Source organism: Allobosea minatitlanensis (assembly GCF_964020775.1).
In genome coordinates, this window is the sequence record NZ_OZ224509.1 from 108478 (window position 1) to 120746 (window position 12269).

General features: G+C 68.2%; 10 protein-coding genes. 3 read left to right on the plus strand and 7 right to left on the minus strand.

Translation table 11 applies throughout. The annotated features are described in order from the left end of the window. Positions 1-8: 8 nt before the first annotated feature. The 3 genes from ACWH43_RS00585 to ACWH43_RS00595 are packed head-to-tail and all read right to left on the minus strand — an operon-like array spanning position 9 to position 3492. Entirely contained in the window at positions 9-953 is a 945-nt protein-coding gene (locus ACWH43_RS00585; RefSeq protein ID WP_158446680.1) for an ABC transporter permease, read from the minus strand. 57 nt (positions 954-1010) lie between these two features. Further along, positions 1011-2552: an ABC transporter substrate-binding protein gene (locus tag ACWH43_RS00590; protein WP_260348241.1), complete on the minus strand. Its 1542-nt coding sequence runs from the start codon at positions 2550-2552 to the stop codon at positions 1011-1013. A 55-nt stretch (positions 2553-2607) separates the two neighbouring features. Further along, a complete protein-coding gene (locus ACWH43_RS00595) occupies positions 2608-3492 on the minus strand; it encodes an alpha/beta hydrolase (protein WP_158446682.1) in 885 nt (294 codons plus the stop codon). Between the two features lie 106 nt (positions 3493-3598). Between ACWH43_RS00595 and ACWH43_RS00600 the strand changes: the two genes are divergently transcribed. Further along, positions 3599-4285: a GntR family transcriptional regulator gene (locus ACWH43_RS00600; protein ID WP_158446683.1), complete on the plus strand. Its 687-nt coding sequence runs from the start codon at positions 3599-3601 to the stop codon at positions 4283-4285. Between the two features lie 15 nt (positions 4286-4300). On the opposite strand, the gene ACWH43_RS00605 is transcribed toward ACWH43_RS00600, so the two are convergent. From ACWH43_RS00605 to ACWH43_RS00615, 3 genes are all read right to left on the minus strand, one after another. Then, positions 4301-5842: an ABC transporter substrate-binding protein gene (locus tag ACWH43_RS00605; protein WP_158446684.1), complete on the minus strand. Its 1542-nt coding sequence runs from the start codon at positions 5840-5842 to the stop codon at positions 4301-4303. Positions 5843-5928: 86 nt separating this feature from the next. Beyond that, complete coding sequence (locus ACWH43_RS00610; RefSeq protein WP_158446685.1) at positions 5929-7482, minus strand: ABC transporter substrate-binding protein; 1554 nt, start codon at positions 7480-7482, stop codon at positions 5929-5931. Positions 7483-7583: 101 nt separating this feature from the next. Continuing rightward, complete coding sequence (locus ACWH43_RS00615; protein WP_158446686.1) at positions 7584-8726, minus strand: C45 family autoproteolytic acyltransferase/hydolase; 1143 nt, start codon at positions 8724-8726, stop codon at positions 7584-7586. A 94-nt stretch (positions 8727-8820) separates the two neighbouring features. On the opposite strand from ACWH43_RS00615, the gene ACWH43_RS00620 reads away from it, so the two are divergent. Both ACWH43_RS00620 and ACWH43_RS00625 read left to right on the plus strand, forming a co-directional pair. Beyond that, positions 8821-9714 carry a GntR family transcriptional regulator gene (locus ACWH43_RS00620; protein ID WP_158446687.1) on the plus strand — a complete coding sequence of 298 codons (894 nt, stop codon included), beginning with the start codon at positions 8821-8823 and terminating at the stop codon, positions 9712-9714. Between the two features lie 95 nt (positions 9715-9809). After that, entirely contained in the window at positions 9810-11060 is a 1251-nt protein-coding gene (locus ACWH43_RS00625; RefSeq protein ID WP_158448154.1) for an aminopeptidase, read from the plus strand. A 15-nt stretch (positions 11061-11075) separates the two neighbouring features. On the opposite strand, the gene ACWH43_RS00630 is transcribed toward ACWH43_RS00625, so the two are convergent. Next, a complete protein-coding gene (locus ACWH43_RS00630; RefSeq protein WP_158447076.1) occupies positions 11076-12113 on the minus strand; it encodes a DmpA family aminopeptidase in 1038 nt (345 codons plus the stop codon). Between the last annotated feature and the right edge of the window lie 156 nt (positions 12114-12269).

The following is a 12269-nucleotide window of genomic DNA, read 5'->3' on the forward strand; positions in this document are numbered from 1 at the left end:
GTCGCTGCTCATTGTGCGGCCACCCTCGGGTCGAAGATCGGATAGCAGAGGTCGATCACGAGGTTCACCAGCACATAGGTGAAGGCGACGAAGAGCATGCAGCCCTGGATCACCGGATAGTCGCGGGCGAAGATCGCATCGACCAGCAGGCGGCCCAATCCCGGGATGGTGAAGACCGTCTCGACCACCGCTATGCCGCCGAGCAGGTTGCCGAGCACGAGGCCGATCAGGGTCCAGGTCGGGCCGAAGGCGTTCTTGAAGGCGTGGCGCCAGAGCACCGCGCCTTCCGACAGGCCCTTGGCGCGGGCATGGGTGATGTAGTCGAGCCTCAAGACCTCCAGCGTCGAGGCGCGGGCCATGCGCAGGATGACGCCCATCTCGTGCAGGAACAGCGTCATGATCGGCATGACGAGGTAGAGCAGCCCCGCCTTCCAGTCGTCGGCGATCGAGACATAGCCGACGACCGGCAGCCAGCCGAGCTTCAGCCCGAAGAACAGCAGCAGCAGCAGGCCGAGCCAGAAGGTCGGGATCGAGAGCAGCAGCGTCGCCGCGCCGACGAGGCCGATATCGAGCGCGGAATCCTGCTTCCAGGCGGCGACGACGCCGGCCGGCACCGCGAACAGGCTCGCCAGGAAGACGGCGGCCAGCACGATCTGGGCGCTGACCGCGAAGCGCTGCAAAATCAGCGGCAGCACCGCCTGCTGCGACGAGATCGACTGGCCGAAATCGCCGGTCAGCACATTGCCGAACCAGATGCCGAACTGGACGGGAAGGCTCTGGTCGAGCCCGAGCCGGGCCCGCAGATCGGCCAGGCTCGCCGGCGTCGCGAGATCGCCCAGCATCAACTGGGCGGGGTCGCCCGGGATCAGCCGGATCAGGACGAAGACCGAGACCGCCACGATCAGCAGCGTCGGCAGCGCCATCCCGATCCGCGTCAGCGCAAAGCGAAACATCGAAGGCCCTCCCAAGCCTCGTGCCGGCCCCGCGCCGCGCGGAGCCGGACTGCCGACCTACCTGGCGACGCTCACTTCCCAGAGGCGCAACTGCGAGGCCCAGGGCGTCACGCCGGTCACGCGCTTGTTGTGGGCGATGATGTCGAGATCGTTATGGGTGAAGATGCTCGGCACCTGCTCGATGAAGCGCTTGTTGAGGTCGTCGAAGATCTTCTGGCGCTCGGCCGGGTCGGTCGCCACCATCGACTTGTCGATCAAGGCGAGGGCCTCGGGGTCCTCCCAGATCTTGCGCGGCTGCTTGTCCTTGGGGCCGGCGATCTGCTCGAAACCGAGCGCGGGGTCGAAGCGGGCCGAATAGGAGAAGGCCTGCATCTGATAGTTGCCCTTGTTGTAGCGGTCGAGCTGCGTCGCCCATTCCAGCACCTCGATCTCGGCATTGATGCCGACCGCCTGCATCATCGCCTGGGCGATGACGGCGGTGTTGAAGCTCGGCACGCTGGAGCGCTTGTTGGCGAGGATCGTGATCTTCTCGCCCTTGTAGCCGGCCTTCTGCAGCAAGGCCTTGGCCTTGGCCGGGTCGTAGGTAAAGCCCTGCTTCTCGACCTCGCCATAATATTTCGAGGTCATGTAGATCGGCGAGTTGTTGGGCTTGCCGAGGCCGTTCGAGACATTGGCGACGAGCTCGGGGAAGTCGATCGCCGCGGCGATCGCCTGGCGCAGGGCCTGGTTCTTCATCAGCGGGTCGCGCGTCTGGATGATCAGGCTGTGCCGGACCGGGTTCGGCGCGATGGCGAGCGCGACATTCGGCGCGTTCTTGAGGTCGGGCACGTCCGATGCCGGCATCAGCGCCATGTCGAGCGAGCCCGCGAGCAGGCCGGCCTTCACCGTCGCCGCGTCGGGGATGACCATGAAGCGGGCTTCCTTCACCAGCGGGCGCTTCGAGCCGATATAGCCGTCGCGCTTGTCGCCCTTCGGGGAGACGTACCGGTCGAAGGCGAGGAGCTGGACCGACTGGCCGCGCTTCCATTCGCCGAGCATGAAGGGGCCGGTGCCGACCGGCTTGTCCCAGCTCCCGTCGGCCTTGACCGAATCCTTGTGGAGCACCGCCGTGCCGCCGCAATCGGCCCGGGCGAGCGAGTCGAGGAAGAGCCCGTTCGGCTTGTCGATCTCCATGACGAAGCTGTCGGCGTCGGGCGCCTTGGCCGAGACGACCTTGAGGCCGTTGCGCCCGTCGAAATCCGAGAGGCAGCGCCAGTCGGTCTTCGGGTCCATATAGCGGTTCCAGCTCCACAGCACGTCGGCCGAGGTCATTTCGGCGCCGTTGTGGAACTTGACGCCCTTGCGCAGATGGAAGGTGTAGGTCCTGCCGTCCGGCGAGATCTCCACCTTTTCGGCGAGCAGCGGGCCGACCGAGCCGTCCTCGGCGTAGCCGACGAGGCCCTCGACCATGTGCATCATGACGGCGTCGGTGTTGCCGTCGCGGTTCACGCCCGGATTGGTCGAGCGGATGTCGGCATTGAGCACGGCGGTCAGCGTTTGCGCGTGGAGCGCGCCGGCCGAGAGACCGAGCGCGAGGGCGGAGACGAGCAGACGGTTCATCGGTTTTCCCCTGTTGTCGTTGCTGTCGTGATCGACATTCTTTTCCGTGCCGCCGTCAGGCGGCCTTGCGGGCGCCGCGCAGCTTCGCCAGCTCGGCGGCGAAGAAGTCCTCGACCGTCGGCACGACCTTCAGCCCGTCATGCGGCGTGTTGGGCACGAGGTCGAAGCGCACGGAGATGCCGTTCTGCGTGAAGGAATCGCGCAGGGCCGCCAGCCGCTCGGGCCGGTTCCGGCCGGCATGGTTGGCATCCGGCATCCAGTTGCGGCCGCCCGGCCTGTGGGTGATCTCCCAGGTCTCGAGATCGGCGGCGCCGACGACCATCTGCACCGCGACCTGCCGCATCGCCGCAATGTCGGGCTCCTGGCCGAAAAGCTCCCCGATGTTGCGGGTGCCGACCCACCAGTCGCGGGTCGGATCGAGCAGGGTGACCGAGCCCGGCGCGCCGATCGAGACGCCCCAGAGCCTGTGCGGCTGCAGCAGCAGGAAGCGATGGGCGAAATGGCCGCCGCCGGAATAGCCGAACAGGCCGAAGCGCTCGAAGGAGAGACGATAGCGCTCGGAGATTTCATCGACGATGGCGAGCAGCAGGTGATCGTAGCGGAGATCGCCCTCGCGCATGTATTTGAAGCCGTCGCGATAGCCGTCGCCCATCACGCCGATCGGAAAGAGCGGCGCCAGGATGACGCAGTTGTGCCAGCGCGCGAAGGCCGAGAAGGCGTCGCGATAGCCGGTGAAGCCGCGGCCGGTGCCGTGCATCGCGACGATCAGCTCCGGCTTCTCGCCGGTCTGGCCGAGATTCGGCGGCACATAGAGGCAATAGGGGAAGCGCGGATCGTGCCGCGAGGCGTAGATCGAGGTCGGGCCGTATTCGTAGAGCGCCCTGCCGCGCGCGGCCGCCTCGTCTTCCGGCTTGCCGGTCTGGTTCGCGACGGCGCTCACGGGCCTTCTCCTCTGGTAAAAATATTGGCGCCAATTATGTTGCACATGATGGTTCGCCCTGCAACCAGCTTCTGTGGCGCGGCGGAATCCTGCTAGAGAGCCTTCCATGACGCCGAAGCGGAAACGCAGAAACACCAGCACCCGGCGGGCCGACCTCGCCAACGAGATCGCCGAGGCGATCCGGCTGCGGCTGTTCCGGCCCGGCGAATGGCTGCGCCAGATCGACCTGGAGGAGCGCTTCCAGGCGACGCGCTTCGACGTGCGCCGCGCGCTCGACGAGCTCGCCGTGCGCAAGACGATCGAGCATGTCCCCAATCGCGGCTATCGCGTCGCCGAGATCGACCTGAAGACCTATGGCGAGATCCTGGCGATCCGGGTCATGCTCGAGACGGCGGCGGCGGAGAGCGCGGCGGCGCGCATCGACGGCGCGGGAATCGCGCGGCTCGACGCGCTGGCGGCGCAATTCTCGGCGGCGGTGCTGACCGGCAGCCGCACCGAGCAGAGCGAGATCAACCGCGCATTTCATCAGCTCATGTATTCCTTCTGCGGGAATGCGGTGCTGCAGGAGACGATCTGGGCCCTGCGCGATCGCGGGCGCGGCTCGCAGATCACGGTCTGGAGCTCGCATGAGGCGCTGTTGGCCAGCGACCGCGAGCATCACGCGATGATGGCGGCCCTCAGGGCCGGCGATGCCGCCGGGCTCGCGGCGCTGGTGGCGAGGCATGTCACCAAGGGGGCCGTGCCGGCGGCCCGCCCGGCCGAGCCGGCCGCGGCGCCGAAGCTCTCGGCCTGACCGGCAGGGGCCTCGTCACGGAGCGATGCCGACCTCCCAGAGGCGCGGCTTGGACGCGACCCAGGGCGCGAAGCCCTGCAGGCGCTTCGAGACGACGGCCGTGTCGACCTGGTTGTAGAGGAAGATCAGCGGCACATCGGCCAGCATCATCCTGTGGAGGCGGTCGAAGATCGCCTTGCGCTCGGCCGGGTCGCCGACCAGCGTCGCCTTCTCGATCAGCGCGTCGGCCTCGCGGTTGTCCCAGACCTTGGAGGGCAGCTTGTCCTTGGGGCCGGAGAACTGGTTGTAGCTCTGGGCAGGGTCGATCCGGGCCGAGTAGCTGAAGGACATCATCTGGTAGTTGCCCTTCGCGAAGCGGTCGAGCTGCGTCGCCCATTCCAGGATCTCGATCTCGGCCTTGATGCCGGCCGCCTGCAGCATCGCCTGCGCCATGATCGCGACCGGATAGCTCGGTACGGTCGAGCGCTTGTTGGCGATCAGCCTGATCGTCTCGCCCTTGTAGCCGGCCTCCGCCAGCAGGGCCTTCGTCCGCGCCGGGTCGTGCGTGTAGCGCTGCTTCTGGACGTCGTCGTAGAAGGGCGAGGTGACGTAGACGGCCGAATTGTTGGTCTGGCCGAGGCCGTTCGAGGCGGAGCCGACGATCTCGTCGAGATCGAGCGCCGCGGCGATGGCCTGCCGCATCTTCACGTTGGACAGCAGCGGATCGCGGCTCTGGAGCAGGATGGCGTGCTTGGTCGCGCTGGGCGCGGTCAGGACGCGCAGGCCGCTCTTCTTCATCTCCGCCACTTCCTCGTCCGGGATGTCGGCGACGTCGAGGGCGCCGGAGACCAGCCCGGCCTTGACGGTCGCGCCATCGGCGATGGCGAGGAACTTGACCTCCGGGACCAGCGGGCGCTTGGAGCCGACATAGCCGTCGCGCTTGTCGCCCGGCGGGGAGACGTAACCGTCGAAGCGCTTGAGCAGCACATATTCGCCGCGGCGCCAGTCGGCGAGCTGGAACGGGCCGGTGCCGATCGGCCTGTCCCAGCTCCCGTCGGGCTTGACCGAATCCCGGTGCAGGACCGCGACCATGGCGCAGTCGGTGCGGGCCATGGTGTCGAGGAAGAGCGCGCTCGGCTTCTCCAGCTTCATCACGAAGGTCGCGGCGTCGGGGGCCGAGGCTTCCGTGACCTTGAGGCCGAGGCGGCCGTCGAACTCCGCCTTGCAGCGCCAGTCGGTCTTCGGGTCCATGTAGCGGTTCCAGCTCCACAGCACGTCGGCCGAGGTCATTTCGGCGCCGTTATGGAACTTGACGCCCTTGCGCAGGCGGAAGCTGTAGGTCAGCCCGTCCGGCGAGATGTCGACGGCCTCGGCCAGCAGCGGCGCGACGGCGCCGTTCTCGCGGTAGCCGACGAGGCCCTCGACCATGTGCAGAACGACGGCATCGGTGTTGTCGTCGCGGTTGACGCCCGGATTGGTGCTGCGGATGTCGGCGTTCAGCGCGACATTCACGGTCTGCGCCTGCGCCCCGCCAGCGATCAGGGCGAGCGCGAGGGCGGCGGCCGAAAAGCGGATCATTCCCGTTCCCCTATGGTTTGGTCGTCGGGCATGCCCTGGGCGGGCATGCGGTTGCGCGGCAGCCCGCCGGGCGGGCCGCGAGGCCGCTATTCGCCGAGCGAGACTTCCCAGGCGCGCGGCAGCGACATCACCGTCGAGATATAACCCCTGGTCTTGGCGCTCATCGCGCCGCCGACGATGCCGTTATAGAGCATCACCATCGGAACCTCGGCGAGGAAGCGCCGGTGCAGCTCGTCGAAGATCTTTTGGCGCTCGGCGCGGTCGTTGACGACCATCGACTTGTCGAGCAGGGCCTGGACCTGCGGGTTGTCCCAGAGCTTGCGCGGCTGCTTGTCCTTCGGCCCCGTCATCGATTCATAGCTCAGCGCCGGGTCCATGCGGCCGGAATAGGGGAAGGCCTGCATCGTGTAGTTGCCCTTGCTGTAGCGGTCGAGCTGCGTCGCCCATTCCAGCACCTCGATCTCGACATTGAGGCCGACGGCCTGCAGCATCTGCTGGGCGACGACGGCGGCGTCGAAGCTCTCGGGATAGCGCTTGTTGGCGAGCATCACGATCTTCTCGCCCTTGTAGCCGGCTTCGGCGATCAGCTTCTTCGCGGCCGCGGGATCATAGGTCCAGCCCTGCTTCTCGACCGGGCCGTGATAGGCGGAGAGCGCCGGCACGATCGAATTGTTCGGCGTGCCGATGCCGTCGGTGATGGTCGCGACCAGCTCCCTGGTGTCGATCGCGGCGGCGATCGCCTGGCGCAGCTTGACGTTCCCGAGCAGCGGGTCGCGGGTCTGGATGATCAGCCCGACCAGCCCCATGCTGGTGACGACCGAGGTCCCGACCTTGTCGTTCTTCTTCAGCTCCGCGATGTCGGTGTTGGCGATGTCGGGGACGATATCGATGTCGCCGCGCAGCAGCGCCGCCTTGGCCGTGGCGTTGTCGGGAATGACCAGGAAGCGCACCTCGTCGACCAGCGGCCTCTTGGCTCCGGTCAGCCCGTCGATCTTGCCGGGCAGGGAGGCGTAGTCGGCAAAGCGCTCCAGCCGGATGTATTCGCCGCGCTTCCATTCGGCGAACTTGAACGGGCCGGTGCCGATCGGCTTGTCGAAAGAGCCGTCGGCCTTGACCGAATCCCGGTGCAGGATGCCGGTCATGGCGCAGTCGGTGCGGGCGAGCGAGGAGAGGAAGAGCGCGCTCGGCTTGTCCAACGCGAAGACGACCGTCCTGTCGTCGGGCGCCGAGACCTTCTCGACCTTGACCAGGCCACGGCCGTCGAATTCCGAGAGGCAGCGCCAGTCGGTCTTCGGGTCCATGTAGCGGTTCCAGCTCCACAGCACGTCGGCCGCGGTGAGCGGCGCGCCGTTATGGAACTTCACGCCCTGGCGCAGGGTGAAGCTGTAGGTTTTTCCGTCCGGCGAGATCGCGATCTTCTCGGCCAGCAGCGGCTTCGGCAGGGCGTCCTCGCCATAGGCAACGAGGCCCTCGACCATCTGCAGCACGACCCCGTCGGTATTGGCGTCGCGGTTGACGCCGGGATTGATCGAGCGGATGTCGGCGCGCAACTGGATCCTGAGCGTGCTCGCCGCGGCGGCTTGGCCGAGGCCGCCGCACAGGAGCGCGGCGGCGAGGGCGGTTACGGTGGTTCGACGCATCATGTTCCCCTGTTGTTTTTCGGTTGTGACGCGGTGGCTTTGCTGGGCATTTTTTCATGCGGAGCGGAGGTCGCTTCGCTCGAAAATGCGGCGCGCCCGGCCTATTCGGCCGCTTCGGCGAGCAGGACGGGATCCTCGGTCAGGCTGTAGCGGGTGAAGACGCGGTTCTGCGCCGGCAGGGGAGCCACCTCCATGATGCCCTTCGCCGGCTGCATGATCACCATGGCGACGGTGGCGGAGAGATTGCCGGCCTCGTTCGGGCGGGCCGGGCGGCAGACCGAATAGGGCGAGAGGAAATCGTCGAAGAAGGCCTGCTTGAGATCGTCGACGGTCAGCTTGCGGCCGGCCTCGTCGAGCAGCTTCTTCACCCGCCAGTCGCGGTAGAAGCTCTCCGGCACGCGCGGGGTGCCGGTGTCCCTGATCTTGGTCAGCGCGATCTGGCCGACCCAGTGGTTGGCGTGGACGATCATCCCGTCCTGCGGATAGAGTGGGAAGGCCTCGTCCGGGGCGCATTCGAAGTCGATGCCGAACCCCTTCACCGTCGAGAGCATCATGTTGTTCGAGCAGGCCTTGGGCGTCGTCGCGACGGCCTTGATGGCGAAGGCGAGATGCTCCTGCTCCAGCACCTTGCGGCGGATCAGGGCGAGCGGCACCCCGGTCCGGGTGAAGTCGCGCTCGGATTCGAGATAGTTGGCGGTGATCGCGATGCCGGCCGCGTTCATGCCGCAGCGGGCGAGGCCGCCGGCCTCGACGAAGGTCAGGAAATCCGGGCCGTCGTCGCGGCGCACGCGCAGCACGATGGCGGTCTCGGCGCATTCGGCGCGCCAGTCCCAGTTCTGGCCGTGGATCAGTTCGCCGCTGGCGCTGCGCTCGGGCAGGATGATGGCGCCGGTGCAGCCGTCGTCATGCTCGTCCGTGGCCTCGACGGGCCGGTTCTTCACCAGCCGCGCCTTGGCGATGACCTCGGTGCGGGCATTGATCATGATGATGTCTTCGAGCGCGACGCCGGCGCCGTCGGCGATGCCGCGCATCTCCTCGATGTAATGGGCGCCGAAGGCCTCGATCTCGCGGGCGAACTCGCCGATCAGCGCGGATTTGGCCGCAGCGTCGTAGCCGAGCTCGCCGAGCTGGCCGCCATAGAGCTCGATCGAGCGCCTGACCCGCTGCGGCACGGCCGCCCCGTGCTGGCGGCCGCGCTCATAGGGCGTGCCGGAGACGTCGACGAAAGGGCAGGGCTGGACCATGACGGGGGCCTTTCCGGTATGTTGGCCAGGAACGCTGGCGAACGGTCATGGTTTATTGTATTTCATCGTCAGCTAAAACAATCAAGGCCCTCCGATGACAGCGCCGACACGGCTCCAGCAAGAGATCGCGGAACGCATCCTGCACCTCGTCCGCGAGGATGCACTCGCGCCGGGGGCCTGGCTCAACGAGAACGCCACGGCGCGCCGCCTCGGCGTCTCGCGCACGCCGGTTCGCGCCGCGCTCGACCATCTGGCCGCGCAGGGGGTCGTGCGGCGCCACCTCAACAAGGGCATCGAGATCCTGAGCCTGCCGGTGGCGGCCGACACCGCCCTGCCGCCGGAAGAGATCGAGCTCGCCATGGTCCGCCTCGCGCATGAGCGGGAGAATGGGCTCCTGCCGGACGAGGTCTCGGAGCAGGAGGTGATGCGGCGCTACGGCCTCGGCCGGCCGGAGGCGCAGAAGCTGCTCGCCCGGCTCGCCGGTCTCGACATGGTCGAGCGCAAGCCCGGCTATGGCTGGCGCTTCCTGCACGCGCCGCGCGACCGGCGGCTGCGCGACGAAAGCTACCGCTTCCGCCTGGTGATCGAGCCGCTCGGGCTGCTCGAGCCGGGCTTCCGGCTGGAGCCCGGCTGGATCGCGGAGATGCGGGCGCGGCATGTCGAGGCGCTGGAGCGGCCCTGGCGCGATTCCTCGAGCATCGCCTTCTACGAAATGAACGCCGCCTTCCATGAGGGCCTGGCCGCCGCCACGCAGAACCGCTTCTTCCATTCGGCGGTGCGGCGGCAGAACCAGCTCCGGCGCCTGTCGAACTATGATTGGGGCCTGGGCTTCGAGCGCGTGCAGGTGAACTGCACCGAGCATATCGCCATGCTCGACCATCTGGAGGCGGGGGAGAATGAGGTCGCCTCGGCGCTGATGCGCAGCCATCTGCTGCGGGCGAGCAAGCTCGATCTCGGCCTGCGGCTGGCCGGCGCCGCGGCGTCGTGACGCCATCGCGAGGCGGTGCCGCCGCCGCGGCGGTTGACCCGGCCGCGATTTGGGCGAGCAATGGCGGCAATCGCGAATCCGACAGGTTGACCGCCATGACCCTTCATCAACACCCCGAAGCCATCGACTCCACCAGGCTCGACAAGCTGGCCGAGGTCGCCATCCGCGTCGGCCTCAATCTCCAGCCGGGGCAGGACCTGTTCCTGACGGCGCCGGTCGCGGCGCTGCCGCTGGTCCGGCGCATTGCCGAGCACGCCTACAAGGCCGGGGCCGGCATCGTCACGCCGCTGCTCTCCGACGAGGGGGTGACCCTGGCGCGCTATCGCCACGCGCAGGATGCCAGCTTCGACAAGGCGCCGGGCTGGCTCTATCAGGGCGTCGCCAGGGCCTTCACGGAGAATACCGCCCGGCTCGCCATCGTCGGCGACAACCCGATGCTGCTCGCCAATGAGGATCCGGCCAAGGTCGGCCGCGCCGCCAAGGCGAATTCGCTCGCCTATCAGCCGGCGCTGGAAAAGATCGCCGGCTTCGACATCAATTGGAACATCGTCGCGTTCCCGAGCGCGGCCTGGGCCCGCCAGGTCTTCCCGGACGATGGCGAGGATGTCGCGGTGCGCAAGCTGGCCGAGGCGATCTTCGCCGCCTCCCGCATCGACGAGGCCGATCCGGTCGCGGCCTGGAAGGCCCATAACGCCGCCTTGCGCAGCCGGCGCGACTGGCTGAACGGCCAGCGCTTCGCGGCGCTGCATTTCACCGGGCCGGGCACCGATCTCACGGTCGGGCTGGCGGACGGGCATGACTGGCAGGGCGGCGCCTCGCCGGCCAAGAACGGCATCGTCTGCAATCCGAATATTCCGACCGAGGAGGTCTTCACCACGCCGCATGCGCGCCGGGTCGAGGGTCATGCCTCGAGCACCAAGCCGCTCTCCCATCAGGGCGCGCTGATCGACGACATCCGCGTGCGCTTCGAGGGCGGCCGGATCGTCGAGGCCAAGGCCTCGCGCGGCGAGGCGGTGCTGAGCAAGGTGCTCGACACCGACGAGGGCGCGCGCCGGCTCGGCGAAGTGGCGCTGGTGCCGAACTCCTCGCCGATCTCGAAGAGCGGCATCCTGTTCTACAACACGCTCTTCGACGAGAACGCCTCCTGCCATGTCGCGCTCGGGCAGTGCTATTCGAAATGCTTCGTCGACGGCGCCAATCTCACGCCGGAGCAGATCGCGGCGCAGGGCGGCAACAAGAGCCTGATCCATATCGACTGGATGATCGGCTCGGGCGAGGTCGATATCGACGGCGTCCACGCCGACGGGCGCCGCGTGCCGGTGTTCCGCAAGGGCGAGTGGGCCTGAGCGGGCCGCCTCGCCTCAAGCCGGGTTCGCGCGCAGCCAATCGCCGAGGGAGGGGCGGTGATGGCCGTCCCGCCCGGTCGTGGCGGGGGCGGCGATCATGGCGTTGAGCACGGCTTCCTGCGTCGCCTCGGCGGCCGCGCGGAAGAGCGTGTCGATCCGGTTCTCGTTGAGCGCCCGCAGCGGGACGAGGTCGGCCGGCTGGTCGTGCGCGATCGGATCGGCGGTGGAGAAGGCGACGGCGATGTCGCCGCTGCCATTGCCCCAGAAGGCGCCGAGCCGGGCGAGGCCGGCGCCGCCGCGCCGGGCGATGCGGTGGAGCTGGCGCGATTCCAGCGGCACGTCGGTCGCGACGACGAGGATGACCGAGCCGCGCTCGCCCTGCGGCCGGCTTTCCGGCGGGACGGGCCGCCGGCCGTCGGGCAGGACGAGGTCGCCGGCATTGCCGAAATTGGCGAGCGCCAGCACGCCGAGCGTGTAGGCCGCGCCGTCGAGATCGAATCGGCGCGAGGCGGTGCCGATGCCGCCCTTGAAGCCGAAGGCGCTCATGCCGGCGCCGGCGCCGACCGCGCCTTCCGCGACCGGGCCGGGCGCCGCGGCGTCGAGCGCGGCGAAGGCGTGTTCCTGCGTCAGCGCGCGGGCGCGGATGTCGGAGAGATAGCCGTCATTGCATTCGAGAACGACCGGGTTGACGGTGCCGGTCTCGCGCCCGATGTCGGGATTGGCGGCGAGCGCGCGCGTCACCAGCGCGTCGAAGCCGGTGCCGACGGCAAGCGTGTTGCCGAGCAGCAGCGGCGTCTCGATCTGGCCGAGCTCCGCGAGCTGCATCAGCCCCGCGCTCTTGCCGAAGCCGTTGATGACGTCGACCGCGGCCCGGACCTTCTGGCGGAAGAGGTTGCCCTCATGCGGCAGGAGCGCCGTGAAGCCGGTGAGAAGGCCGCCCTTCCTCAGGGTCCGGTGGCCGAGCGTCACGCCGGCGACATCGGTGATGGCGTTGAGCGGGCCCGGCCGCATGACGCCGCAGATGAGGCCGAAATCGCGCGCGCGCTGGGTCATGGAAGCGATCCTGAACGACTGACGCGACGGCCATAGACCATCCCGTCCGCCGAGGGGAGCCGGGCTGCCGCATGCCCCGCCGGAGGTTTCGCCAGGCGTCGCGGCCGGCTTCGGATCAAACGGCGCCCGGGCGCGTTAAGCTTGGCGCGAAAAGGG